19 protein-coding genes and 1 pseudogene are annotated in these 25663 nt (G+C 72.4%); 13 read left to right on the top strand and 7 right to left on the bottom strand.

Annotated features, from left to right (window positions below; all coding sequences use genetic code 11):
- From GTW43_RS32755 to adhE, 7 genes and pseudogenes are all read left to right on the top strand, one after another.
- On the top strand, positions 1–317 hold a 317-nt coding region (locus tag GTW43_RS32755; protein WP_161305601.1), incomplete at its 5' end, for an ATP-binding cassette domain-containing protein.
- A 65-nt stretch (positions 318–382) separates the two neighbouring features.
- Positions 383–1360 carry an ABC transporter substrate-binding protein gene (locus GTW43_RS32760; RefSeq protein WP_161305602.1) on the top strand — a complete coding sequence of 326 codons (978 nt, stop codon included), beginning with the start codon at positions 383–385 and terminating at the stop codon, positions 1358–1360.
- Between the two features lie 43 nt (positions 1361–1403).
- On the top strand, positions 1404–2483 hold the full coding sequence (locus GTW43_RS32765; RefSeq protein WP_161305603.1) for an LLM class flavin-dependent oxidoreductase: 1080 nt from the start codon (positions 1404–1406) through the stop codon (positions 2481–2483).
- On the top strand, positions 2480–3796 hold the full coding sequence (locus GTW43_RS32770; protein ID WP_237536932.1) for an LLM class flavin-dependent oxidoreductase: 1317 nt from the start codon (positions 2480–2482) through the stop codon (positions 3794–3796). Before GTW43_RS32765 ends, GTW43_RS32770 begins: the two co-directional genes overlap by 4 nt.
- 184 nt (positions 3797–3980) lie before the next feature.
- A complete protein-coding gene (locus GTW43_RS32775) occupies positions 3981–4886 on the top strand; it encodes a S1 family peptidase (RefSeq protein ID WP_161305604.1) in 906 nt (301 codons plus the stop codon).
- Between the two features lie 381 nt (positions 4887–5267).
- Positions 5268–6350 carry a S1 family peptidase gene (locus GTW43_RS32780; RefSeq protein ID WP_161305605.1) on the top strand — a complete coding sequence of 361 codons (1083 nt, stop codon included), beginning with the start codon at positions 5268–5270 and terminating at the stop codon, positions 6348–6350.
- Positions 6351–6421: 71 nt separating this feature from the next.
- Positions 6422–9160 (top strand): annotated as a pseudogene (gene adhE, locus GTW43_RS32785) (bifunctional acetaldehyde-CoA/alcohol dehydrogenase); the annotation flags it as partial.
- A gap of 13 nt (positions 9161–9173) precedes the next feature.
- On the opposite strand, the gene GTW43_RS32790 reads toward adhE, so the two are convergent.
- The 4 genes from GTW43_RS32790 to GTW43_RS32805 all read right to left on the bottom strand — a co-directional run bounded on the left by GTW43_RS32790 (position 9174) and on the right by GTW43_RS32805 (position 12958).
- Positions 9174–9827, bottom strand: a complete 654-nt coding sequence (locus GTW43_RS32790; RefSeq protein ID WP_161305607.1) for a GPR1/FUN34/YaaH family transporter — start codon at positions 9825–9827, stop codon at positions 9174–9176.
- Positions 9824–10879, bottom strand: coding sequence for a DUF3533 domain-containing protein (locus GTW43_RS32795; RefSeq protein WP_161305608.1), 1056 nt, complete (start codon positions 10877–10879; stop codon positions 9824–9826). The genes GTW43_RS32790 and GTW43_RS32795 overlap by 4 nt, the downstream gene beginning before the upstream one ends.
- Before the next feature lie 121 nt (positions 10880–11000).
- A complete protein-coding gene (locus GTW43_RS32800; RefSeq protein WP_202502247.1) occupies positions 11001–12302 on the bottom strand; it encodes an alkyl sulfatase dimerization domain-containing protein in 1302 nt (433 codons plus the stop codon).
- Positions 12299–12958 carry a DUF3159 domain-containing protein gene (locus tag GTW43_RS32805; RefSeq protein WP_161305609.1) on the bottom strand — a complete coding sequence of 220 codons (660 nt, stop codon included), beginning with the start codon at positions 12956–12958 and terminating at the stop codon, positions 12299–12301. Before GTW43_RS32805 ends, GTW43_RS32800 begins: the two co-directional genes overlap by 4 nt.
- Positions 12959–13073: 115 nt before the next feature.
- Between GTW43_RS32805 and GTW43_RS32810 the strand changes: the two genes are divergently transcribed.
- The 6 genes from GTW43_RS32810 to GTW43_RS32835 all read left to right on the top strand — a co-directional run bounded on the left by GTW43_RS32810 (position 13074) and on the right by GTW43_RS32835 (position 20184).
- The gene (locus GTW43_RS32810) at positions 13074–13964 is read left to right on the top strand and encodes an MBL fold metallo-hydrolase (protein WP_161305610.1); all 891 of its coding nucleotides are present in this window, start codon (positions 13074–13076) and stop codon (positions 13962–13964) included.
- A complete protein-coding gene (locus tag GTW43_RS32815) occupies positions 13961–15103 on the top strand; it encodes a VOC family protein (protein WP_237536933.1) in 1143 nt (380 codons plus the stop codon). Before GTW43_RS32810 ends, GTW43_RS32815 begins: the two co-directional genes overlap by 4 nt.
- Entirely contained in the window at positions 15100–16056 is a 957-nt protein-coding gene (locus GTW43_RS32820; RefSeq protein ID WP_161305611.1) for a fumarylacetoacetate hydrolase family protein, read from the top strand. Before GTW43_RS32815 ends, GTW43_RS32820 begins: the two co-directional genes overlap by 4 nt.
- Positions 16053–17939 (top strand): acyl-CoA synthetase, encoded by a 1887-nt coding sequence (locus GTW43_RS32825; protein ID WP_161305612.1) that lies wholly within the window; start codon positions 16053–16055, stop codon positions 17937–17939. The genes GTW43_RS32820 and GTW43_RS32825 overlap by 4 nt, the downstream gene beginning before the upstream one ends.
- Complete coding sequence (locus GTW43_RS32830) at positions 17936–19438, top strand: bifunctional 3-(3-hydroxy-phenyl)propionate/3-hydroxycinnamic acid hydroxylase (protein WP_161305613.1); 1503 nt, start codon at positions 17936–17938, stop codon at positions 19436–19438. Before GTW43_RS32825 ends, GTW43_RS32830 begins: the two co-directional genes overlap by 4 nt.
- A gap of 122 nt (positions 19439–19560) precedes the next feature.
- Positions 19561–20184 carry a TetR/AcrR family transcriptional regulator gene (locus tag GTW43_RS32835; RefSeq protein WP_161305614.1) on the top strand — a complete coding sequence of 208 codons (624 nt, stop codon included), beginning with the start codon at positions 19561–19563 and terminating at the stop codon, positions 20182–20184.
- A 72-nt stretch (positions 20185–20256) separates the two neighbouring features.
- On the opposite strand, the gene GTW43_RS32840 is transcribed toward GTW43_RS32835, so the two are convergent.
- Genes GTW43_RS32840 through GTW43_RS32850 form a run of 3 tightly spaced genes read right to left on the bottom strand, consistent with a single transcriptional unit; the run spans position 20257 to position 25560 of the window.
- On the bottom strand, positions 20257–23373 hold the full coding sequence (locus GTW43_RS32840) for an error-prone DNA polymerase (protein WP_161305615.1): 3117 nt from the start codon (positions 23371–23373) through the stop codon (positions 20257–20259).
- On the bottom strand, positions 23366–24925 hold the full coding sequence (locus GTW43_RS32845) for a DNA polymerase Y family protein (RefSeq protein ID WP_161305616.1): 1560 nt from the start codon (positions 24923–24925) through the stop codon (positions 23366–23368). Before GTW43_RS32845 ends, GTW43_RS32840 begins: the two co-directional genes overlap by 8 nt.
- Positions 24922–25560, bottom strand: coding sequence for a hypothetical protein (locus GTW43_RS32850; protein WP_202502248.1), 639 nt, complete (start codon positions 25558–25560; stop codon positions 24922–24924). The genes GTW43_RS32845 and GTW43_RS32850 overlap by 4 nt, the downstream gene beginning before the upstream one ends.
- Positions 25561–25663: the final 103 nt, after the last annotated feature.

Raw genomic sequence — 25663 nt, forward strand, 5'->3', positions numbered from 1 at the left:
AGCTGTCCGGCGGCCAGCAGCAGCGCGTCGCCATCGCCCGCGCCCTCGCCCTGGAACCCAAGCTGCTGCTGTTCGACGAGCCGACCTCCGCGCTCGACCCGGAGCTCGTCGGCGAGGTCCTCGACGTCATCAAGGACCTGGCCCACCAGGGCACCACGATGATCGTCGTCACCCACGAGATCGGCTTCGCCCGCGAGGTCGCGGACACCGTCGTCTTCATGGACGAGGGCCGTGTCGTCGAACAGGGCGCCCCCGCCGAGGTCCTGGACGCGCCGCGCGAGGAACGCACCAGGACGTTCCTGTCCAAGGTCCTCTGAACCCCCTGAAACGCCTTAAACCCCCTGAACTCCCCCTACCCGTACGCCACCTCGAGGAGAATCCCATGCTGAACCGCCGTGCCCTCGTCGCCTCCGTCGCCGCACTCGCCGCCGCGCCCCTGCTCGCCGCCTGCGGTGGTGACAGCGACGCCGCCACGGGCACCGGCGGCGGCGCGGCCGGCGTCAAGAAGGTCGGGAACATCAACATCGGGCCCGAGCAGCACCGCATCCGCGGCAAGAAGGTCGCCGCCGTCGCGGCCCTGGTGCCGAAGGCGGTCCGCGAGCGGGGCACGCTGCGCCTCGGCGGCAGCGCCGACGCCTCCCCACCGCTCGGCTTCTTCGCCACCGACGACCGGACGCGGATCGGCTCCGAGCTCGACATCGCGACCCTCGTCGCCGACACGCTCGGCCTCGAACTCCGTCCGGAGCAGGTCAGTTGGGAGAACCTCTTCGTCGGCCTGGACAGCGGCAAGTTCGACGCCGTCTTCTCCAACGTGACCGTCACCGAGGAACGCAAGGAGAAGTACGACTTCGCCACCTACCGGCTCGACAACATCGCCTTCGAGGCCAAGAAGGGCACGAGCTGGCGGGTCGAGGGGCCCGAGGACGTGGCCGGGAAGACCATCGCCGTCTCCTCCGGCACCAACCAGGAGAAGATCCTCGTCGACTGGAGCGAACAGAACGAGAAGGCGGGCCGGAAGCCCGTCACCATCAAGTACTTCCAGAAGGACACGGACTACTACCTCGCGCTCCAGTCCGGACGCATCGACGCCTACCTCGGCCCCAGCCCCGCCTCCGCCTACCACGTCGCGTCCGCGGGCCAGTCGCAGATCATCGGCACCATCTCGGGCGGCGGCTCGCTCGTCCAGGGCAAGATCGCCGCCACCACGAAGAAGGGCAGCGGCCTCGTCGACGCGTACGCCGCCGCACTGAACCACGTGATCGAGAACGGCTCCTACGCGCGCGTGCTGAAGCGCTGGGGCCTGTCGAGCGAGGCCGTGCCGACGTCCGAGATCAACCCGCCGGGCCTGCCCAAGCCGTGAGCCGCGCCGCCCCGACCTCCTCGCCCAGGAAGGCCCGCACCCCATGACCGACCGCCCCGCCGGACGCCGGACGCTGCACCTCGCCGCGGCCGTCGACCTGCCGCAGACCCGCACGGCCGAGCCCTACGAGCGGCTGGTGCGGCTCGCCGAGCACGGCGCGCTCGACTTTGTGACCCTGCACGACTCCTTCGACGCGCCGGGACCCGACAGCCTCGCCGTCCTGTCCCGGCTCGCCCCCCGCACCAGCCGTGTCGGCCTCGTGCCGACCGTCACCACCACCCACACCGAGCCCTTCCACGTCCAGGCTGCCGTCGCCACCCTCGACTGGGTGAGCCGGGGCCGGGCCGGCTGGCGGCCCGACGTCTCCTCGGGCACCGCCGAGGCGCGGCTCGTCGGACGCCGCGAGCCGGCCCCGCCCGCCGAGCTGTGGGCCGAGGCCGGTGACGTGGTCGAGGTGTCCCGCAAACTGTGGGACAGCTGGGAGGACGACGCCGAGATCCGCGACGTCGCCACCGGCCGCTTCGTCGACCGCGACCGGCTGCACCACGTCGACCACCGGGGACCGACCTTCGCCGTGCGCGGCCCGTCGATCGTGCCCCGCCCGCCGCAGGGCCACCCGGTGACCGTCCTCGGCACCGGTTCGCCGGAGGAGTTCGAGACCGCCGCGCGCCACGCCGACGTCGCCCTCGTCGCCGAGACCGGACCGGCCCGGCTCGCCGCCACCCGCGAGGCGCTGCGCCGCCGGGCCGCCGAGCACGGCCGCGACCCCGACGCGCTCAGGGTGCTCGCGGCGCTGCGCATCGACCTCGGCGGCGGGGAACACGCGGCGCAGCCCGGCCACGGTGGCGGCCCGCTGCCCACCGACGAGGGCCCGCTGTACCGCGGCGGTCCCGTCGACCTCGCCGATCTCGTCGCCGACTGGCACCGGGCCGGCGCCGCCGACGGCTTCCACCTCACGCCGCTCGACCCGCGCCGCGACCTGGAACGGCTCGTCAACGCCACCGTGCCGCTGCTCCAGCACCGCGCCCTGTTCCGCACCTTCTACCCGGGCAGCACCCTCAGGGAGCACCTGGGGCTCGCCCGGCCCGCCAACCGGTACGCCCTCGTGGGGGAGCAGCGATGACCTCGGCAGAGATGCCCTCGAATCCGGCCGGGAAGCGGCAGGTCCACCTCGCCGCGCACTTCCCCGGCGTCAACAGCACCACCGTCTGGGCCGATCCCCGGTCGCGGTCCCAGATCGACTTCACGTCGTTCGAGCAGCTGGCCCGCACCGCCGAACGCGGCCTGTTCGACTTCTTCTTCCTCGCCGAGGGCCTGCGGCTGCGCGAGCACAAGGGCCGGATCCACGACCTCGACGTCGTCGGCCGGCCCGAGTCGATCACCGTCCTGAACGCCCTCGCGGGCGTCACCGACCGGCTCGGGCTGGCCGCCACCGTCAACGCCACCTTCAACGAGCCCTACGAGACCGCCCGTCGCTTCGCCGCTCTCGACCACCTCAGCGCGGGCCGCGCCGCCTGGAACGTGGTGACGTCCTCCGACGCCTTCACCGGGGAGAACTTCCGTCGCGGCGGCTTCCTCGACCGGGCCGACCGGTACACGCGGGCCGCCGAGTTCGTGGACGTGGCGCGCCAGGTGTGGGACGCGGGCGCCGGCCGGCCGCTGCGCCACGACGGGCGGCACTTCACCGTCGAGGGGCCGCACGGAGTGGCGCGGCCGCCGCAGGGCCACCCGGTCGTGATCCAGGCCGGGGACTCCGACGAGGGACGGGAGTTCGCCGCCCGCGCCGCCGACGTCATCTTCACGCGGCACGGCACCCTGGAGGCGGGCCGGGCCTTCTCCGCGGACGTCAAGGGCCGCCTCGCCCGGTACGGCCGCGCCCGCGACGACCTGAAGATCATGCCCGGGGCCACCTGTGTGCTCGGGGACAGCGCCGCCGAGGCGCAGGAGCGGGCGGCCGCGATCCGCCGGCAGCAGGTCTCCCCGCAGAACGCGCTGCTCGCCCTCGAACAGGTCTGGGGCGTCGACCTCTCCGGGTACGATCCGGACGGTCCGCTTCCGGACATCGACCCGGTGCCCGACTCCGCGCTCTCCCAGGGCCGCACCCACCGCGGCGACGTGTTCGCGCTGGCCGAGAAGTGGCGGGCGCTGTCCCTCGAGAAGGGCCTGTCCATCCGGCAGACCGTCATCGAGACGACCGGCCGTCAGTCCTTCGTCGGCACCCCGGACGCGGTGGCCGCCGAGATCGACACGTTCGTGCAGGCCGGAGCCGCCGACGGGTTCATCCTCGTCCCGCACCTCACCCCGGGCGGACTGGACGACTTCGTCGACCGGGTCGTCCCGCTGCTCCAGGAACGCGGCGTCTTCCGCTCCGCGTACGCGGGCACGACCCTGCGGTCCCATCTGGGGCTCGCCGTCCCGGAGGTGCTCCACACCTGAGGAGATCCCGGGTGCGTCCGAAAGGCGCTCTTGTGCACGGTAGTTGAGAAGCCGAATACTCCCGAGCAGCGCTTGTCAGGGGCACGGCACGTCCGGAATCCGGGCGTCCGTCCGTGCTCCCGGCTGCGCCTCACGGGCCCCGACCCCACGCGGGCCCCCGACTTCCCTACGGGAGGAACGACCAGTGAGGATCAAGCGCACCACCCCCCGAAGCGGCGTGGCGAGACGGACCCGGCTGATCGCCGCGGGCACCGGACTGCTGGCCGCGGCCGCGTTCGCCGCACCCACCGCGCACGCCGCCGACGCTCCGCACACGTTCAGCACCGCCGAACTCACGCAGACCACCGACGCGGTGCGCGGCGCCGACGTCGCGGGGACCGCGTGGGCCGTCGACGCGAAGACGAAGCAGGTCGTCGTCACCGTCGACAGCACGGTCTCGCAGGCCGAGATCAACAAGATCAGGGCCGAGGCAGGCGACACCGCGGGCGCCCTGAAGATCGAGCGCACCCCGGGCACCTTCAAGAAGCTGATCTCCGGCGGCGACGCCATCTATGCGAGTAGCTGGCGCTGCTCGCTCGGCTTCAACGTCCAGGACAGCAGCGGCAACTACTACTTCCTGACCGCCGGGCACTGCACCGACGGCGCGGGCACCTGGTGGTCCAACTCGTCGCACTCGACGACCCTCGGCACCACCGCCGGCTCCAGCTTCCCGGGCAACGACTACGGCATCGTCCGGTACACCAACGGCTCGGTGACCAAGTCCGGCACCGTCGGCAGCGTCGACATCACCAAGGCGGCCACGCCGTCCGTCGGCACGACCGTGACCCGGCGCGGCTCCACCACCGGCATCCACAGCGGCCGGGTCACCGCCCTCAACGCCACCGTGAACTACGGCGGCGGTGACATCGTCTCCGGCCTCATCCAGACCACGGTCTGCGCCGAGCCCGGCGACTCCGGCGGCCCGCTCTACGGCGGCAGCACGGCGTACGGTCTGACCTCCGGCGGCAGCGGCGACTGCAGCTCGGGCGGTACGACCTTCTTCCAGCCGGTCACCGAGGCGCTCAACGCGTACGGGGTGCACGTCTACTGACCCGGTGCGGGCAGCGCCCGCCGTACGTCACCGAAACACCGCCGGCAGCCGCCGGCCGCAAGGGGCCCCCGCCCGGCAGACGTGCCGGACGGGGGCCCTCCCGTGTGCCCGGACGGGGTGCGGGCAACCGCCCTTTCCGGACAGGACTAGGCCTTACCCTCCGCCGCTCCGTCGACGCACGGAGTGTTTGCAAAGGGGACCGACGTGCGAGGTGCGGGGATTTCGTGACCGGTTCGGGGTGGTGGGGTGCGAGTGGACGCGCGTCCTGAAGTCGACCTTGTGTGCGGGCTGTGACGGTCGGGATAGTGGGCGCGTCAGCCTCACGGATCCGGTCCACCCCCACATCGGGCCGGTTCCCGACCCCCCACAGGAGGACGAGAGTTGAAGCACCGACGCATATCCAAGCGGCGTGCCGCCGTGGCCGGAGGCGGGATCCTCGCCGTGGTCGCCGCGGGCATCACCTTGCAGACTGCGAACGCCAGCACCGAGACCCCGGCGCCGGCCCCGCACACGCTGTCCGTGGCCAAGGCCGGAAACCTCGCCTCGTCTCTCACCGAGAGCCTGGGCGCCGACTCGGCCGGCAGCTACTACGACGCCCGGGCCAAGCACCTCGTGATGAACGTGCTGAGCCAGGACGCGGCACAGGCGGTCGAGGCGGCCGGGGCCAAGGCGAGAGTCGTGCAGAACTCGCTCGCCGCGCTCAAGAGCGCCCGGACGACCCTGAAGAGCGACGCCACCATCCCGGGCACCTCCTGGGCCACCGACCCGGCCACCAACAAGGTCGTGGTCACCGCCGACCGCACGGTCAAGGGCGCCGCCTGGAACAAGCTGAGCAAGGTCGTCGACGGACTCGGCGGCAAGGCCGAACTCAAGCGCACCCAGGGAGAGTTCAAGCCCTTCATCGCGGGCGGCGACGCCATCAGCGGCGGTGGCGGCCGCTGCTCCCTCGGGTTCAACGTGACCAAGGGCGGCGAGCCGTACTTCCTCACCGCGGGCCACTGCACCGAGGCCATCTCCACCTGGTCCGACTCCAGCGGCCAGGAGATCGGCACGAACGAGCAGTCCAGCTTCCCGGACAACGACTTCGGCCTGGTCAAGTACACCGCCGACGTCGCGCACCCCAGTGAGGTGGACCTCTACGACGGGTCCGCGCAGCAGATCACCCAGGCCGCCGAGGCGACCGTCGGCATGAACGTGACCCGCTCCGGCTCGACCACCCAGGTCCACGACGGCACGGTCACCGGCCTGGACGCCACCGTGAACTACGGCAACGGCGACATCGTCAACGGGCTGATCCAGACCGACGTGTGCGCCGAGCCCGGCGACAGCGGCGGCTCGCTCTTCTCCGGCGACTCGGCGATCGGCCTCACCTCCGGCGGCAGCGGCGACTGCACGTCGGGCGGCGAGACGTTCTTCCAGCCGGTGACGGAGGCCCTCTCCGCGACCGGTTCCGAGATCGGCTGAGTCCGCTCCCGGAGGGGCACCCCGCGCACGCGCGGGGTGCCCCTCCGGCCTTTTCCCGGCCCGCTCGCGCACGGGACTTCCCGGGACTTCGGTCCCTACGGGCAGGGCCTTTCCCCGCCCCGCACGGCCCGCGTCCAGGTGTGCAATGGACGTATCAGCGAAAAGGGCCGCGCAGAGGGAGTCCTGCCGTGGAGAACAAGGTCACGACCGAGGAACAGGTCGACGTACTGGTCACCCGGGCGCTGGAGGCGCTCGACCGGTTCGGGACGTACGACCAGGAGCAGGTCGACCACATCGTCACGAAGGCGTCGCTCGCGGCGCTCGCCCACCACGGCGACCTCGCGCGCGCCGCCGTCGAGGAGACCGGCCGCGGCCTGTTCGAGGACAAGGCGGTCAAGAACCTCTTCGCGTGCGAGCACGTCGTGAACTCGATGCGCGGACTGCGGACGGCCGGTGTCGTCGCCCGCGACGAGATCAACGGCATCACGGAGATCGCCGAGCCGGTCGGCGTCGTCTGCGCGATGACCCCGGTCACCAACCCCACGTCGACGACCGTCTTCAAGGCGCTGATCGCCCTGAAGACCCGTAACCCGATCGTCTTCGCCTTCCACCCGAGCGCCCAGAAGTGCTCGGCGCAGGCCGCCCGCATCGTGCGCGACGCCGCGATCGAGGCCGGCGCCCCGGAGCACTGCGTGCAGTGGATCGAGGAGCCCTCGATGGCGGCGACCGGCCTCCTCATGAACCACCCGGGCGTCTCCACCGTCCTGGCGACCGGTGGCAACGCCATGGTCAAGGCCGCCTACTCCTGCGGCAAGCCCGCCCTCGGCGTCGGCGCGGGCAACGTCCCCGCGTACGTCGCCAAGGACGCCGATCTGGGCCGCGCCGTGCACGACATCGTGCTCTCCAAGGCCTTCGACCACGGCATGATCTGCGCCTCCGAGCAGGCCGTGATCTTCGACCGGGAGATCTACGAGGCGGGCGTCGCCGAACTCGGGCGGCTCAAGGCGCACGTGCTCACCACCGCCGAGAAGACCAAGGTCGAGGAGTTCGTCTTCGGCACCACCGCTTTCGGCAACGACTGCTCGGGCGCCAAGCTGAACGCCGCCGTCGTCGGCAGGTCGCCCCGGTGGATCGCCGAGCAGGCCGGTTTCGAGGTCCCGGACGGCACGTCGATCCTCGTCGCCGAATGCGCCGAGGTGGGCGTGAACGAGCCCCTCACCCGCGAGAAGCTGTCGCCGATCCTGGCCGCCCTGAAGGCCCGCGACACCGAGCACGGCCTCGAACTCGCCGCGCAGATGGTCGAGTTCAACGGGCTCGGGCACTCGGCCGCCATCCACACCGAGGACGAGGCCCTCGCCGAGGAGTTCGGCAGGCGCGTCAAGGCCGTCCGCGTCATCGTCAACTCGCCCTCCACCTTCGGCGGCATCGGCGACGTCTACAACGCCTTCCTCCCCTCGCTGACCCTCGGCTGCGGCAGCTACGGCCACAACTCGGTCTCGGACAACGTCTCGGCGGTCAACCTGCTCAACATCAAGCGGATCGGACGGCGCACCACCAACATGCAGTGGTACAAGATCCCGCCGAAGATCTACTTCGAGCGCAACGCCGTCAAGTACCTCGGCGAGATGGACGGCGTCCGCCGCGTCACCCTCGTGACGGACCGGACGATGGGCGCCATCGGCTTCGTCCAGCGGGTCACCGACATCCTCAACTCCCGTTCCGAGCCGGTCACCCTGCAGGTCATCGACAACGTCGAGCCCAACCCGGAGCTGGCCACCGTGCAGGCCGGTGCCGCCGCCATGCGGAACTTCGAGCCGGACACGATCGTCGCGCTCGGCGGTGGCTCGCCGATGGACGCCGCGAAGATCATGTGGCTGATGTACGAGCACCCGGAGATCGAGTTCGCGGACACCAAGGAGAAGTTCTTCGACATCCGCAAGCGCGCCTACACGTTCCCGCAGCTGGCCCGGAAGGCGAAGCTCGTCGCCGTCCCGACCACGTCGGGCACCGGTTCCGAGGTCACCCCGTTCGCGGTCATCTCCGACCCGGCCGCCGCGCAGAAGTACCCCCTCGCGGACTACGCGCTCACCCCGGACGTCGCGATCGTCGACCCGATGCTCCCGATGAACCTGCCGCCGCACGTCACCGCCGACTCCGGCTTCGACGCGCTGACCCACGCCACCGAGGCGTACGTCTCCGTCTACGCGAACGACTTCACCGACGGCCAGTGCCTCCAGGCCGTCAGGCTCATCTTCGAGAACCTGGAAGCGTGCGTGAAGCAGGGGGCCGGGGCCCCCGAGGCGCGCGAGAAGATGCACAACGCGTCGACCATCGCCGGCATGGCCTTCGCCAACGCCTTCCTCGGCCTCGTGCACGCCATGGCGCACACCCTCGGCAACACCTTCCACGTCGCCCACGGCCGCGCCAACGCGCTGCTGCTGCCGCACGTGATCCGGCACAACGGCACCGTCACGTACAAGGCGACCCCGTGGCCGAAGGCCGAGACGTACCGGGCACCCGAGCGGTTCCAGGAGATCGCGCGGATGCTCGGCCTGCCGGCCGCGACCCCCGAGGAGGGCGTGGAGTCCTACGCCCGCGCCGTCGAGGACCTGCGCGAGCGCTGCGGCATCCCGGCCTCCTTCCGGGCCGAGGGCGTCGACGAGGCGGCCTTCATCGAGGCCCTGCCCCAGCAGGCCCTGAACGCCTACGCCGACCAGTGCGCGCCCGCGAACCCGCGGATGCCGATGCTCGACGACATGGAGCGGCTGATGCGCCGGGCCTACTACGGCAGCGGCACCCCGCAGGACTGACCCGCGCCCCGGCTCAGTCCTCGACGGGCTCGGCGGGCGCCAGGAAGCGGCCCATCGGCAGCACCGGACGTCCCCAGGTCGAGGCCATGACCTGCCCGGCCAGCAGGTACAGGGCCCCGGCCGTCGCCCCGAGCCCGAACCAGCCGGCGACCCGGTTCCAGCCGACCAGTCCCGTGAAGCCGTTGCACGTCATCGCGACGAAGACGACCAGGACACAGCTGAAGGTGAGCAGCAGCACCAGATGGATGCGCCAGCTCGCCAGCCACAGCACGAACACGACGAACACCCAGGGCAGGGTGAACAGCCCCATCGCGTCGCCCCGCAGCGACGGGTCGAGCGAGGGCAGCACCCACAGGAGCATCAGCGCCTTCGCCATCCAGAAGAGGCCGAAGCCGCCGAACACGGTGGCGTGCCAGGTGTCGCCGCGCTGCGCCTGGAAGAGCCCCGCGAGCAGCTGCGCGAGGCCGCCGATGAAGAAGCCGACCACGGGGACGTCCGCCGCCGCGAGCCGCTCGGGGAAGACGCCCGCGTCGATGCCGGTGGCGATCATCGTGACGACGATGAAACCGGTGAGGCCGAGCGGACCGAGCTGGGCCTGGGCCGTCGGCTCCATGCGCTTGACCGAGACGGCCTGTGCGGCGGGTCCGGAACGGTGCGGGAGGTTCATGAGGCGGTGGCCCCCGATGCCGGAGTCTGCGGTGCCGGGGCGGGGGAGACCCGCCGTCTCCCGCGCAGCGCCGCCACCAGGAGGGTGACCGCGGCGCCCACGACCGCCCAGGCCGACAGGACCAGGAGGGGCTTCGTCAGGGCATTGCCGTGGAAGTAGGCGAGGGAGCGGGCCGCCCAGGTGCCGGCGCCCGGTGGCAGCCAGGGGCCGATGGCCTGCCAGAACGGGGGCAGCATCGGGAGCGGGAAGGCGCCGCCCGCGCTCGGGTTGCCGGCCACGACGATGAGCAGCACGGCGAGCCCGATGCCGACGACACCGGTCAGCTCCTCCAGGGCCAGGGTGACCGCGCCGACCGCGAAGGTGATCAGGGCGCCGAGCCCGGACAGGCCCCAGAAGGAGCCGGGCAGCGCGCCCAGGATGCCGTCGCCGATGATGAGGGCGCCGCCGAGTCCGCCGACGATCGCGACGAGCGCCATCGAACCGAGCCGGATGGCCGCGCGCTGCGGGCTCGCCGCCCGGGATCCGGCGCTGATCGACATGATCGAGGCGCACAGGTAGCCGCCGACGCACCAGCCGATGACGAGGTAGAACGACGAGAGCCCGTTGAAGTCCTCGGTCGAGGCGGGGGCCAGGTCGACGGTGCGCACGGAGCGCTGCTCGGTGGCCTCGACGCGGGTGGTGAGGGTCTCCAGGACGTTCGACAGGGCGGCGCCGCCGCCGGACGCGACGAGCAGGGTGTCGGTGGTGCCCCGCGGGTCGACGACCAGGGCGCCGTCGATCGTCCGGTCCATGATCTGCCGCTGGGCCGTCCGCCGGTCGGCGACCACCCGCGGGTCGAGCGGCGACCCCGGCAGCCGGGCCAGCTGCTGCTCGGCCTGCCGGGCGGCGGCCGGCGCCGAGGAGACGACGCCGAAGGGCACGTCCTTGGGCTTCGGGTGGTGCAGCGCCCCCACGTACGAGGCGATGAACAGCAGCTGGAGCGCGAGCACGCCGATGACGAGCAGCGCGGCTCGGGGGGTGACAGCGGCCTTGAACTCGTCGGCGAACGTCATGCCCCCACGGTCCGGTGGCCCCCGGGCGGATGCAGTCGGGGTGGGCCGAACGGGTGCGGCCGGGCGGCCCTCCGCCCGGGCATTCGCGCGAATGTGCGAACGTGAGCGGCTCTCCCGGCGCTCAGTGCGGTCGGGCCGCCGTGGCGAGCTCCGTCATCGCGTCGGTCCCGGCGAGCACCCCGCGTGATGCGGCCTCGGCCCAGCCGAAGATGCCGGTCGCCATCGTGCTGCGCTCCTCGGCGGCGCGCAGGGCGTAGACCTCGGCGCGGGCCGCGTGCACGGAGCGGTCGTCCGGAGCCGCGTCTCCCGCGAGCTGGGCGAGGTGGCAGGCGAGCCGGTGGGATCCCCTGCCGGCGAGTTCGAGGGCTCGGTCGGCCAGGGTCTGCGCGCCCCCGCTCAAGGCGGCGATCTCGAGCGCGAGGGCTTCGTCCGTGGCGGGCTTGAGGTGTGCGGGGTTGCCGTCGTACCAGCCGCCGAACTGGCGCCAGACGTTGCGGACGACGAACTCCGGCTCGTCGTAGAGCGGTTGCAGATAGTGGAGTGCGGCGAGGTCGTCGGGCACCTGTACGCGGTGCAGGGTCTCGGTCAACGTCGCACCGTCGTTGAGAGCGGCGAGCGTCTGCTCCACGAGGGTCTCCAGGTAGCGCGCCGTGTTCACCAGGGCCTCGCGTACGCGGTCGGCGCCGACGATCGGTACGCCGTGGCTGCCGAGCAGCAGTCCGGCGTCGAGGGAGGCCATCCGGCGCAGGGCGACGGCCCAGTCGACGGGGTACCGCTGCACCTTCTGCGGGTTGCCGGCGTTGGGCGCGACCCCGAGGAAGAGATCTCCTGCGAACAGGATTTTCCGGTCCGGGATCCAGCCGACGACGTGGTCGTCCGTCTCGCCGCGGTGATGGGTGAGTTCGAGGCGCAGGCCTCCGGTGTCGATGACGTGCGTGTCGGTGAAGGTGAGGTCCGGCTTCCTGAACTCGGACGGCCAGACAAGGTCGGGGAGGCGGAACTGACGGCGGTTGACGACCGTGTTGTAGCCCTGCGTGTCGGCGTAGCGCCGGAAGCGCGCGAGGACGTTCTCGTGGGCGACCACCTCGGGGCGGGGCAGTCCGCGTGCGTCGGCGTCCGCGTCGAAGGGGCCGAGACCGCTGACGTGGTCGACGTGGCCGTGCGACCACACGGCGTGGGTGACCGGGCGCGCGTCCCAGGCGGTGACCTGCCGGTGCAGTCCCTCGGCCAGGAACGCGGAGCCGGTGTCGAACAGGACGAGGCCGTGCCGGTGGCGGAGGGCGAAGGCGTGTCCGAAGCCGGGCACCATCAGGACGCCGTCGGCGACCTCTTCGGCGGTGGTCATGGTGGGTTCGACCATGGACGACGGTGCACGCCTGCCGGTCCACATCTCATCGGCGAGCTGGAGGATCGAGGGGGTCACGACGGGTCCTTCCGGTGGGGTGGTGCGAGGTGTTCCCGTACGGCACGGCGGACTGTCACCGCGGTGAGGATCGCCATCGCCAGCACCGTCGGCTTGCAGAAGAGGGCGCTGAGCAAGGTGAGTCCGACGAGTGAGTCGATCGCGTACAGATGGCCGAGCAGCACGAGATGGCTGAGCCACAGCACGGCCCAGCCCGCGGTCAGCCGGCGGTGCCGACGGCGGGCCGCCGGGTCGTGCGCGGTGTGCGCGGGTTCGGTTCCGATCCTGCGGCAGAGGATCTCGGTGACGGGGCGGCCGATCATCAGGGTGACCGCGCAGGCCAGCAACCCGGCAGCGTTGATGACGAGTTCGGGGAAGTAGAACGCGCGTCCTTCGCCGAACCCGATGGCGCTGACGCTGTGGAAGGCGACGATCGCCGTGGCCACGGTCACCACGGTGAGGGGGTCGCCGCGGCGCCGGCGGATCACGCCGATCACGAGCGCCACCAGGAGCGCGACGACCGCTCCCCACTCCGGACCCCGGCGGGACTCGATGACCAGGAACGCGGCCGGAGCCGAGATGCCGTCGACGGCGTGCCGCACGATGTCGGCCGCCCGGCGAGGCCGGTCAGGGGGCCGGTGCTGTCGCTGTGCGGTGCCTGTGTCGTGATCGGTCATCGGCAGCTGCTCTCGTGTCGACGATTCTTGATGCACTACTCATTCATGGTTGACACATCACAACTGATAAATCAATCATCTTGTGAGTAGCAGTTCCGACGAACGGAGCCAGCGGATGACCACCACCGTGACGCTGACCGGCACCGGCGTTCCCTTCCCGAGCCCCGACCGCGCGGGCCCCGGGGTGCTCGTGAGCCACGAAGACGTCCACCTGCAACTGGACGCCGGGCGCTCGACCCTCATGCGGCTGATGCAGGCCGGACTCGGCCCGCACCAGCTCTCAGCCCTGTTCCTGACCCATGTGCACAGCGACCACGTCAGCGACGTGGCCGATCTGGTCCACACGCGCTGGATTCAGGACCACCTGTACGGCACGGGACCGCTCCCGGTCGTGGCCGTCGACGGGCATGCGTCCGCCTTCGTCCGCGGGGTGCCGGCGGCGAACGCGTACGACGTGGACGTCCGCGTCCAGCACGTGCAGGACGGGCCGCCCGAGGTGGTCGGCCACTGGTTCGACCTCCCCGCCGCCCCGACCGAGGTGTGGCGGAGCCCTTGCGGCCGGGTCGTCGTCGAGGCGGTCCGGGTCCGCCACGAACCTGTCGAACAGGCCGTCGGGTACCGGATCACCACCCCGGACGGGGTGGTCGTCGTGTCCGGCGACACGCGGGTCTGCGAGGAGATCGAGGATCTGGCGACCGGTGCCGACGTGCTGGTGCACGAGGCGTGCCGGGGTGCGTCGCTGGCGGAACACGTGAAGGGGACCCGTTTCGAGACGATCTTCAGCTACCACGCCGACACGACGGCGCTGGGGGCCATGGCCCGGCGGACCGGGGTGCCGCACCTGGTGCTGACCCATCTGATCCCCGCACCCGACACGCCCGGGCAGGCCGACGAGTTCGAGGACGAAGTGCGCCGGGGCGGCTTCGAAGGACGCGTGTCCGTCGGGCACGACCTGCTCACCGTCACGCTCGGCGACGGGGGCGGCGTGAAGGGGGATGTCCGATGAGGGAGGTCGAGATGCCGGCCGGCCCGGGCCCGGCCGACGTGCACAGCGCGCTGCACAGCGAACGCGGTGCACTGCGCGGCGAGCATCCGGGCCGGGCCCGGAATCCGGTGATCAAGGTGTCGGCGCTCGGCCGGCTGGAGTTCGTCAAGACCGACCTCGACCGGGCGGAGCGCTTCGCCCGTGACTTCGGCTTCGCGGTCCACGAGCGACGGCCCGACCGGCTCACACTGCGTGGCACGTGGCCGGGCCCGGCGTGCCTGGTGATCCACCGTGGGAGGAACGCCCGGTTCGTCGGCCCCACGTTCGTCGCGGACTCGGTCGGCGACGTGCGCAGGCTCGCTCGCTGGGCGGGTGCCAATGTGCTCCCGTACGAGGACGGCGAAGCGGTCCAGGTGACCGATCCCAGCGGACTGCCCGTCCGGGTCGTCGCCGGTCTCGCCCCGCTGGCGGCGCTTCCCGAGCGGGACCCCCTCCTGCTCAACACGGGCGCGAAGCCGGCGCGGATCAACGCCGCACAGCGGCCGCCGCGCTCCGCCGCGGAAGTACAGCGCCTGGGACACGTGGTCCTCGAGACGACCCGTTTCCGGCAGGCCCTCGACTGGTACCTCCAGGCACTCGGCCTGATCGTGAGCGACTTCCTGTACCTCGACGAACTCCGCGGGCGAGGGCCGACGATGGCGTTCCTGCGCTGCGACCTGGGTTCGGTGCCCGTCGACCACCACACGCTCGCCATGCATCTCGGCCCGCGTGTCGGCTATGTGCACTCCGCGTACCAGGTCACCGACCTCGACGCCGTGGCGGCGGGCGGCGAGCACCTCGCCGCGCAGGGATACCGCCGTGTCTGGGGCGTCGGCCGGCACATCCAGGGCAGCCAGATCTTCGACTACTGGCGGGACCCCGACCGGATGATGGTCGAGCACTACGCCGACGGCGACCTGTTCGACGACTCCCTCGAGCCCGGCTGGGCGCCGATGAGCGCCGGCGGTCTCGCGCAGTGGGGCCCGCCCGTCTCCCGTGACTTCCTGGGCGGCCGGCCCGGCCCGGGCATGGTCGCCGCGCTGCTCAAGGCGCTCGGCGACAAGAGCAACGACATCGACAAAGACACTCTCCACGCACTGGCGAAGGCGATGGCGGCATGAGTACGAACGTGGCACGTACCGCAGACGGATGGTGGGTCGAGCACGAAGGCCGGCTCACGCGGATCCACACCGACGCGCGCACCACCCGCGAGCTCCTCGCGGACCGGCCGGCCGTCGAGAAGGCCCGCGCCGCACCGGCCCCGGAGGGGCAGCCGCTGTCCGGAACCCGCCTGCTGTCGCCGGTGACGGTTCCGGCCCGGGTGGTGGCCCAGATGGTCAACTACCGCAGTCACGCGCACGACTCGGGCTTCGACCCGGACCGTGTTCCGCCCACGTTCTTCCGCAAGGCGTCGGGCTCGGTCTGCGGCCCCGCGGACGACATCCGCTGCCCCGAGCACGTGGAGTTCCTCGACTACGAGGTCGAGCTGGGCCTGGTCATCGGCCGGCGCATCGAGGTCGGCTCCGTGCTGAGCGACGACGATCTCTCCGACGCCGTGGCCGGAATCGTCCTCACCAACGACGTGAGCGCCCGCGATGTCCAACTGACCCGCACACAGTTCTACGAGTCCAAGTCCTACCCGACGTTCACGCCCGTCGGCCCGTTCCTCACCCTGCTCGACCCGACGGAGACCGCCTCCCTCGAACGGCTGCGGCTGACACTGAGCGTCAACGGCGAGATCCGGCAGAACAGCACCGTCGCCGACATGATCGTCAAGCCGGCCCGGGCGCTCACCCTCCTCGCTCGCTTCCAGACCCTCGATCCGGGCGACCTGGTGCTCACCGGCACCCCGGGCGGCACCGCGCTCAAGGCACCACGCCCCGTGGTCGAGAAGATCGGCGCTCTGCTGCCCCCGGCCGTGAAATGGAAGGCGTTCTTCAAACGGCAGGCCGGCAACCCGCTCTACCTCAAGGACGGCGACGTGATCGCTGCCACGATCACCGACCCCGTCGCCGGCATCGACCTGGGGCGTCAGCACACCATCGTCCGCAAGCCGGTCAGGGCCGCGCTGTGACGGCGGCCGAACTGCCGCAGCTGGCCTCGGTGGACGACCTTCGCGCCATCGAGCGCGTCCCGCTCGTCGACCGCGACATCGCGCTCACCACGTACGAACTGCTCGACCGAGCAGCACGGCACCGGCACGACCGGCCGTGTGCCCTGTGGATCCCCGATGCCGCGGCGTTCGAGGAGAACGTGCCGGTCACGTACGGGGAACTGCGCGACCGCGTCCACCGGATCGCGCACGCCCTGCACGGACTGGGTGTCGGCCGTGCGGACGCGGTCACCCTCATGGCCCCCAACTGCAGCGACCTCCTCGCCGCCACCCTCGCCGCCGAGGCCGTCGGGATCGCCGCGCCGATGAACGCCGCGCTCGATGTACGCCACGCCGCCCACATCATCCGGCTGACCGGGTCCCGTGTCCTGGTCACCGCCGGGCCCGAGCTCGACGAGGCGTTGTGGAAACGGCTCCTCGACGGAGCGGGCGACCTCGGGATCGACGTCCTCGTGGCCCTGTCCCCGGACGGCGACAGGGCCACGACCGCACTGGAGACGCGCCCGGGACTGCGCACCGTACGCCTGGACGACCTGGTGGCAGCCGGCCCGGCCGCTCCCACGTCGCTCCCTCAAGCGCCTCCGTCGCCGGACGACCTCGCGGCCTTCTTCCACACCGGCGGCACCACCGGCACACCCAAGGTCGCGGCCCACACCCATCGCAATCAGGCCGTGATGGCGTGGAGCCTCGCGCTCGCCGGTGGCGGAGAGCCCGGCCGGACCATCGTCGCGGGTCTGCCCCTGTTCCACGTCAACGCCCTGCTGGTGACGGCGCTCGCGCCGATGGTGACAGGAGCGACGGCGATCTGGCCGAGCCCGCTCGGCTACCGCGATCCGCATCTGTACTCCGTGTTCTGGCGGCTCGTCGAGCACTACCGGCCCCGGGCCATGTCCGCGGTGCCGACCGTCTACTCCTTCCTGTCGGCCGTTCCCGTGGACGCGGACATCAGCTCGCTGGAGCTGCCGGTCGTCGGTGCGGCACCCCTGCCCGAGCAGGTGGGCCGAGCCTTCGCCCGGGCAACGGGCCTGGAACTGCACGAGGGGTACGGACTCACCGAAGGGACCTGTGCGACCTCCGCCACGCCGATCGGTGACGTCCGCGCGGGGTCGGTCGGCCTGCGGTTGCCCTACCAGAAGGTGGTGGCGGCCGACGTCGACGACGCGACCGGGCAGGTGCGCGAACTCCCCGCGGGACAGACGGGTGAGTTGCTGATCAGCGGCCCCACCGTGTTCGCGGGCTATCTGCGACGGGACGGCGACCGCAGGTGGACGGAGAGGGACGGGAGCGTGGTCGACGGACGGCTGCGCACCGGGGACCTCGGTTTCGTGCAGGAGGAGAGGATCCACCTGCGGGGCAGGCAGAAGGACGTGATCATTCGCGGTGGGCACAACATCGACCCCGCCGTCGTCGAGGACGCCCTGCTCGGCCATCCCGCGGTGACAGGCGCCGCGGCTGTCGGCAGGCCCGACCGCGGCGCGGGCGAGATCCCGGTGGCCTTCGTCACGCTCGCGGGCACCGGTGCCACGGTCGAGGAGCTGACGGCCTGGGCGGCCCGGCACATCAGCGAACCCGCGGCCCGTCCCAGGACCGTCACCGTCCTCGACGCCATCCCGCTGACGGAGATCGGCAAGCCGTTCAAGCCCGCGCTCCGCGAGGCCGCGGCCGCCCGCCACTTCCGTGAGGAACTGGCGGCGTGCGGCATCGACGACGCCGCGGTGCGTACGGAGCACGAAGGCGGCCGTCTCGTCGTGCAGCTGTCGGGCGCTGCGGCCGTCCGCGCGGCCGACGTGCTCCACGGGTACGGCGTGGAGATCCGCACGGCCGACGAGAGGACGGACCCGTGACAGCCGACGACCGTCGGGACGTGATCGTGGTCGGCGCCGGACCCACCGGGCTCGCCGCGGCGACGCTCCTCGGGCAGTACGGCCTGCGTGTCGCCGTGGTCGAGCGGTACCAGGACGTCTACCCGCTGCCCCGGGGCGTCCATCTCGACGACGAGGTGTACCGGATCCTCCACCGGCTGGGCATCGGCGAGGCGTTCGCCGCGCACACCCGTCCCGCGGCGGGCCTGCGGCTCGTCGACGACCGCCACCGGGTGCTGGCCACGTTCACCCGGCACGGGGCGACGCCGGCGGGCATCCCCCAGGCCAACATGTTCGACCAGCCCGCTCTCGAACGGCTGCTGAGGGACCGTCTCGAGAGCCTGCCGCAGGCCGAGATACTGGGCGGCCACGAGATGGTGCGCCTCGACACGTCGGACGCCGGATCCGTCGGCGCCCGGCTGCGACGCCCCGACGGATCGACGGTCGACCTGCGCGCGCCCTACGTGGTGGCCTGCGACGGTGCCAACAGCGCGGTCCGCGGGCAGCTCGGGATCGGTGACGACGACCTCGGCTTCGACCAGCGCTGGCTGGTCGTCGACGTCCGCTGCGCCCTCGACCTCGATGCCTGGGACGGCGTGCACCAGGTCTGCGACCCCCATCGGGCCGGCACCTACATGAGGGTCGGACAGGACCGCTACCGCTGGGAGTTCCGGCTGCTCGACGGAGAGAACGCCTCCGACTTCGAGGGCATCCCGGACCTGCGGCCCCTGATCGGCCCGTGGACCCGCACCGTCCCGGACACCGGCCTGGAGCTGCTGCGGTGCACGGAGTACACCTTCCGCGCCCGGGTCGCGCGACGCTGGAGGGACGGCAGGGTCTTCCTCGCCGGCGACGCCGCCCACGTCACGCCGCCCTTCATCGGCCAGGGCCTGTGCACCGGGCTGCGCGACGCGTACAACCTCGCATGGAAACTTGCCGCGGTGCTGCGCGCCGACGCCGATCCGGCGCTTCTGGACTCGTACGAAGAGGAACGTCGTCCGCATGCGACCACGATGATCAGACGGGCCAAGGGCATGGGGCAGTTGATGACGGGCGGCGGTCGGATCGCCTCGCTCGCGCGACGGCACCTCATCCCCGCCCTTGCACGATCTCAGGCGGTCCGGCGCACGCTCCTGGACAGCCGCACTCCGCCTCTCACGCCGGGGACGCGCATCTCGCGCAGCACGCCTCGCGCCGTCCGTGGAGCGCTGCTTCCGCTGGTCCGGCTGGCAGGCCCCGGCGGCGAACCCGTCCTGGTCGACGAGATCCTGGGGGAGCGCACCACCGTGGTCGCACTGCCGGGCACCGACCTCGCGGCCGTGCCCGGCGGACACCCCTCGGCGTGGCTGACCGTCGATCCGGGGGGCGACGGTGGCGAACGGCTCCTGGCCCGGTGGCTGCTCGACGCCGGGGTCGGATGGGTCCGGGTCGACCCCGACCGCGTGGTCGGTGCCGCGGGACCGGCGCGGTGGGCGCGGTGAGCCGGAGCCCGGCGGGCACACAGCAGGGCGCGGCCGGGCGGGGCGGAAGGTGCGGCCGGTCGGCCGGGCCGGTGGCCCACTCCGATACGATCTCCGCCATGTCGGAACGGCCACCCACCCGTGTGGAGCGGCGCAAGCTGCGGACCCGCACCGCGTTGATCGAGGCCGCGCAGGAGATCTATGCCGAGCGCGGTGACTTCGACGTGAGCATCCAGCAGATCACCGAGGCCGCTGACGTCGGCTTCGGAACGTTCTACAACCACTTCCCGTCCAAGTCCGAGCTGCTCGACGCCGCGATCGCGCAGGCGCTCGAGGCGCACGCCGCGTGGCTGGAGGAGTTGCTGGCCGACGTCGATGACGCGGCCGTGGTCTTCGCGACCTCGATGCGGCTGACGGTGCGACTCGTCCGGACGCGGCCGCGTCTCGCGAAAGTGATGATGAACAGCCGGGGCGCACTGCTCACCGCGCCGTTCGGCCACGCTGTGCACGCACGTCGCGACCTCGAGGCGGCCGAGGCCGCCGGTCGCTTCGTCATCGAGAACGTGGACGTCGCGCTCGCCTGCACGGCGGGATGCCTGATCGCCACCATGCATGTGTGCGCCGACGCCGCGCCGGACGCCGTCGACGCCCTGGCCGATCAGGCGGTGCGGAGCGTGCTGCGCATGTTCGGGATGCCCGAGGCCGAGGTGGTGCGCATCGTGGCGTTGCCCCTTCCCTCCGTCGAGCCGTCGGCCGAGCCGGCCTGACGCCCGCGCCCGCACCCGCAGTCACGGCGGCGATCGGCCCCTGCGCGCTGACCGCACCGTCCCAGGCTGCGGTCAGGAGGCGCGTCCGGGGCCGGGAACCCGCCCACGGGCCGGTGTCCTCAGGCCGAGGGGCCGCAGGCTGTGGGCCACCAGGTTGACCGCTCCGTCAGCCCGTTCGACGCGCCCGCGGATCAGCAGGCCCGCGTGGTCCACGGCGAGCTTCATGTGCGCGTCCCAGACCGGCGGTGGCACGATCACATTGGTCATGCCGGTCTCGTCCTCGACGTTGAGGAAGCATGTCCCCTTCGCGGTGGGCGGGCGCTGGCGGTGGGTGACGAGGCCCCCGACGGTGGTGCGGGTGCCGTCCGGCAGTGTGCGCACCTCGGCCGCGGTCACCACTCCGCAGGACTTCAGCTGGGCGCGGAGATGCTGCACGGGGTGGCTGTCGGGGCTCGCCCCCGTGGCCCACAGGTCGGCGAAGGTCTGCTCCACCACGGTCATGGCGGGCAGCTCGGGCGCCTCGGGCGGTGCGGTCGTCCCCGGCAGATACCCTTCGTCCGCGCCCGCCAGCGCCCCCGCTGCCCACAGCGCCTCGCGCCGGTCCACGCCGAACGTGACGAGCGCCCCGGCGGTCGCGAGGTTCTCCAGGACCTTCACCGGCAGGCGGGTGCGCCGGGCGAAGTCCTCCAGGTCTCGGTACGGGCGCCCGGCGATGACCGCCTCGGCCGCCGCGTCCGGCATCCCCCGCGTTCCGCTCAGACCGAGCCGGATCGCCTGCCCGCCCCTGGAGCCCTCGTCCGCCTCGAGCCCCGCATGCAGCCCCGAGCGGGCCACGTCCACCCCGTGCACCCGGACTCCGCGGCGGCGTGCGTCGCCGATCAGGGTCAGCGGCGAGTAGAAACCCATCGGCTGGTTGGCCAGGACCCCCGCGATGAACGCCGCCGGGTAGTGCACTTTCAGCCAGGCCGAGGCGTACACGATGTGCGCGAGTGACTGGGAGTGCGACTCGGGGAAGCCGTACCCCGAGAACGCCTGGATCATCGTGTAGAGCTCCTCGGCGGCCCGCTCCCCGATCCCGCGCTCGGCCATACCGGCGAGCAGCCTCCGCCGCAGTTCCGCGACCCGCTCGGGTGCGTGCTTGGCGGCGAGCGCCTTGCGCAGGGTGTCCGCCTCACCGGGTCCGAACCCGGCACAGTCCATCGCGAGCAGCATCATCTGCTCCTGGTAGAGCGGGACGCCGAGGGTACGTCGCAGGGCGCGTTCGGCGAGGGGATGCGGGTAGGAGACCGGCTCCTTCCCGGCCCGCCGCCGCAGATACGGATGCACGGATCCGCCCTGGATCGGACCGGGCCGGATCAGGGACACGGCGACCACGAGGTCCTGGAAGGTACGTGGCCTCAGCCGAGGCAGCGTCGACATCTGGGCCCGCGACTCGACTTGGAAGAGACCCACGGTGTCCGCACGCGAGATCATCTCGAAAACGGCCGGGTCGTCAGGCGGGATCGACGCCAAGTCGTAGGTGGCGCCGTGGTGTTCGGCGATCAGATCACAGGTCGTGTGCAGGGCGGAGAGCATGCCGAGTCCGAGCAGGTCGATCTTCACGAGCCCCGCCTCCTCCGCATCCTCCTTGTCCCCCTGGAGCACACTGCGATCCTCGGCGGTGGCCCACTCGACGGGCATCACCTCACCGATCGGGCGGCGGGTGAGCACCATGCCGCCGGAGTGCACACCGAGGTGGCGGGGCAGTCCGGCGAGCTCTCCGGCCAGTTCGCGCACGTCCACGGGGATGTCGTCGTCGTCCTCACCCGGTGGTTCGTGGTGGTGGATGTGCCGGGTCATCTCGTCGATCCGTCCGGTCGGGTAGCCGAGCGCGCGGGCGGAGTCCCGGACGGCGAGCCGGGGGCGGTACGTGATGATGTTGGCGACCTGGGCGGCGTGGCTGCGGCCCCACCGCTCGTACACGTACTGGATGACCTCCTCGCGGCGGGCGTTCTCGATGTCGATGTCGATGTCCGGGGTCTCGGCCCGCTCCAGGGACAGGAAGCGCTCGAAGAGCAGTTGGTGCCTGATCGGGTCGACGGCGGTGATGCCGAGGACGTGGCAGACCACGGAGTTGGCGGCCGAGCCCCGGCCCTGACACCAGATGCCGTGGTCCACGGACCAGCGCACGATGTCCCAGACGATCAGGAAGTAGCCGGCCATGTCGAGCCGGTCGATGACCCCGAGTTCCTTCTCCAGCTGAATCCAGGCCGTGTGTGCCGCCTCGCCGCGGGGACCGTAGCGGCGTTCGGCGGCCCGCGTCGCGAGCTCCCGCAGGTACGACATCTCGGTGTGGCCGAACGGCACGGGAAAGCCGGGCAGTTCGGGCCTGAGGTCGCAGAGGTCGATCGCGCAGGCGCGGCCCAGCTCCACGGTGGCCTCGTGCACGCCGGGGTAGCGGGCCAGGCGCCGGGCCATGTCGTCCGGGGCCCGCAGATGCGCGGTGGGCGCCGCGGGCAGGTGGCCGGCGGCGTGGTCCAGGGTCTCGCGGCGGCGCAGCGCCGTCAGCGCCTGGGCCAGCCGGGCATCACGCGGGCGGGCGTACGTCACGGCGTTCGAGGCGACGACCGGCAGGCCGAGACGGTGGGCGGCGGCGTACACGGCGTCGTTGCGCACGGAGTCGGCGGGCAGCGCGTGGTCGATCAGCTCGACGTGGAGATGCTCCGGGCCGAGGAGCTCGACGAGGGCCGGGAGCCGGCGCGGGCCGGTCTCGGGGCAGCCGGTGAGAACCGCCAGGTGTCCGTCCCGTACGGCCTCGGCGAACCGTGCCGGGTCGTACACCGGTCGCTGCTTGGCGCCGGCGAGCTGGGCGGCGCTGATCAGCGCGGACAGCCGGCTGAAGCCGGTCAGGTCACGGGCGAGGACGAGCACGGGGCCGTACGGGGCGGGCAGGCCCAGTTCCGCACCGTGCACCGCGCGCAGACCGTGCCGACGGGCCGCGGCGGCCAGCCTGCGCGCGGCGTAGAGCCCATCGCGGTCGGTCACGGCGAGCACCTCGACCCCGAGGCGCGCCGCCTCCGCGGCGAGCACCTCCGGGGAACAGGCGCCTTGCAGGAACGAGAACGAGGAGTGCACGTGCAGCTCGGCCCATCCGAGCGGCGCGGGTGCGGTGCCGCGGCCTCGGGTGGGCAGCCGCAGCACCTCACCCATAGTGCGCCTCCGCCCACCACTGACTCTGCTCCAGGACGAGCAGCCAGGCCGGGCCCGCCTCGGTGACGACCTGCATGCGGACCAGGCGGCGGGCCCGGTCCGCGTTCCACCACTGCTCCAGGGCCGGCCACGGTCCCGCCCAGCCCTGGACCGCGGCGGGCCGGCAGCCCTTGACGACCAGCAGGGCCGGGGGCGCGGACAGCACCAGACGGGCCGAGACCGCCACCGGCTCGCCCCCGGCGTCGAGCAGCCGGGCCCGCTCCGGCCGGGCAGGCACCCATGCGGGATACGGGGCGGGCAGCCGTCCCGGCCAGGGGCCTTCGGGCAGCCGGTTCTCGGGCGGTACGTCACCGAAGGCCACCCGGATCGCCTGCTCGGCGGGGCCTCGGCCGCCCCCGGTCTCGACCCGGGTCACGGCATCGTGCCCGAGCATCGCCTGCAGCCGGGCGGCGGCGGCCTCCATCTCCGCGGTCGCCGACCGCGTGCCGAAGAGAAGCTCCTGCCGGCCGGTCGCCGCGCTCAGCGCTTCCGGGCGCAGCGCGAGCTGGGTGATGCCCGCGGCCGCTCCGCCGGCGTCGGTCAGGGCCCCGGCCTCCTGCCAGGCGGTGAGCTGCCAGCGCACCCGTTCGGCGACCGCGAGTTCCGACAGTTTCCCTTCGTGCCGCCACAGCCGGGTCAGCCGCTTCCCGCCGGTGTGCGCGTCGGCGCCCGCGAGTTCCAGGGCGACCTCGATCCGGGCGCACACCGCCCCGGCCGAGGCCAGGCGCTCGTGCAGTCGTCGTGCGAGTTCCTTCGCCGCGAACGCGACCGGCTCGAGGAGCGTGCCGGCCGGCTCGAAGTCATGGGCGACCGTGAGGTCCTGGCCGGGCGCCCGGGTGCTCAGGCCACGGGCTTCGAGGCCCCGGGCGGTGCGGTGGGCCGTCGAACCGTCCGCGCCGAAGCGGGCGGCCACCTTGCTGCCGGGCAGCACCGCGAAGGAACCGAGGGTGGGCAGACCCATCCGGGAGAGCAGCACAGCGAGCTCCGGCCGGCCGAGCACGCCCACGGGGTACGGGGCGAGGAACTGCGCGGTCCGTCCCGCCGGGACGATCCGGCCCTGGCGGGCGGCGAGCGCGGCGGCGAAGACGGTGTCCGCCATGCCCACCCGGGCCGCGAAGCCGACGGCGGCGACCGCTTCGGTGATCCGGTCGGCGAGGATCTGCTCGCCGCCGAAGTAGCGGGCGGGACCGCGTGCGGGCAGCACGAGAAGGCCGGGGCGGATCACCTCCCAGCGGGGGGCCACGTGCTGCTCCAGGTACTGCAGGACCGGTTCGAGGCAGCGGGTCTCGCCCTCCACGTCCCGTTCGAGGAGCTGTAGCCCGGGCGCGCGGCCGGTGGCCTGCCGCAGCCGCATCCCGCGGCGCACGCCGAGCGCCCGGGCCGCGGCCGAGCAGGCGACGACCTTCCCGCCGGCCACCACGGCGGTGGCGCGTGACCCGTCGGGGTTGCTGCCGTCGGCGACGACGGGCCAGTCGGGCAACCAGACACAGACGATGCGTTCGATGGGACTCACCCGACGACGTGCAGCCCGCGGCGCGCCTCGGACGGCGCGGCGGGGGGTGCGTCGACCGGGGTGTTCATGGGGTTCGGGTCGTTGTCGAAGGGGCAGGCCCGTCCGTCGGGACCGGGCAGCCACAGCCGGACGGTGCGCGGCGCCCCGCCTGCCGCTCCGCGACCGGTGGCCGAGACCTGTACGCGCCGGGCCCGCAGCAGGCCGTGGCCCTCACCGACGCCCTCCCAGCGCGACGAGGTCACGGCCATGCGCAGCTCGGCTCCCTCCCAGGCCCCGGTGGTGAGCACGACCGCTCCGGTACGGCGCAGTACGGCCGCGAGCCGCCGGGCCTGCCGGCCGGTTGCCGGACCGAGTGGACCGAGCAGCAGCACCGGCACGGCTTCCGCGAGTGTGGCGACGACCTCGGGCCAGCGCTTGCCGGGGCGGTCCACCCACAGCCCGGTGCCGATGTTCAGCCCCATCGACTCGGCGGCGAGCACCCCGAGCTGGGGCAGCCCGACGACCGCCCAGGCGCCCGCTTCGGCGGCGGCCGGTGCGGCCAGGGCGAGCAGCAGCGGCAGATCCCGTCCCACGCTCACGGCCGAGCCGGGGCGCAGTCGGCCGCCGGGCAGCAGGGACTCAAGCTCGGAGACCACCGGAAACCCGGCGCCGATTCGCTCATCGTCCCTGCTGAGGACCGGTACTGCTGACGCCATACCTTGAGCATCGGACACACGTTCGAATATTGCAAGGCGAGTA

The organism is Streptomyces sp. SID5785, from assembly GCF_009870065.1.
Taxonomy (GTDB): domain Bacteria; phylum Actinomycetota; class Actinomycetes; order Streptomycetales; family Streptomycetaceae; genus Streptomyces.

What these genes read in the sequence shown, in the direction of transcription:
- GTW43_RS32795 (WP_161305608.1), bottom strand. Translation starts at nt 10,879, where the DNA reads ATGACGTTCGCCGACGAGTTCAAGGCCGCTGTCACCCCCCGAGCCGCG.
- GTW43_RS32805 (WP_161305609.1), bottom strand. Translation starts at nt 12,958, where the DNA reads ATGACCGATCACGACACAGGCACCGCACAGCGACAGCACCGGCCCCCT.
- GTW43_RS32820 (WP_161305611.1), top strand. Translation starts at nt 15,100, where the DNA reads ATGAGTACGAACGTGGCACGTACCGCAGACGGATGGTGGGTCGAGCAC.
- GTW43_RS32760 (WP_161305602.1), top strand. Translation starts at nt 383, where the DNA reads ATGCTGAACCGCCGTGCCCTCGTCGCCTCCGTCGCCGCACTCGCCGCC.
- GTW43_RS32770 (WP_237536932.1), top strand. Translation starts at nt 2,480, where the DNA reads ATGACCTCGGCAGAGATGCCCTCGAATCCGGCCGGGAAGCGGCAGGTC.
- GTW43_RS32815 (WP_237536933.1), top strand. Translation starts at nt 13,961, where the DNA reads ATGAGGGAGGTCGAGATGCCGGCCGGCCCGGGCCCGGCCGACGTGCAC.
- GTW43_RS32810 (WP_161305610.1), top strand. Translation starts at nt 13,074, where the DNA reads ATGACCACCACCGTGACGCTGACCGGCACCGGCGTTCCCTTCCCGAGC.
- GTW43_RS32790 (WP_161305607.1), bottom strand. Translation starts at nt 9,827, where the DNA reads ATGAACCTCCCGCACCGTTCCGGACCCGCCGCACAGGCCGTCTCGGTC.
- GTW43_RS32840 (WP_161305615.1), bottom strand. Translation starts at nt 23,373, where the DNA reads ATGGGTGAGGTGCTGCGGCTGCCCACCCGAGGCCGCGGCACCGCACCC.
- GTW43_RS32765 (WP_161305603.1), top strand. Translation starts at nt 1,404, where the DNA reads ATGACCGACCGCCCCGCCGGACGCCGGACGCTGCACCTCGCCGCGGCC.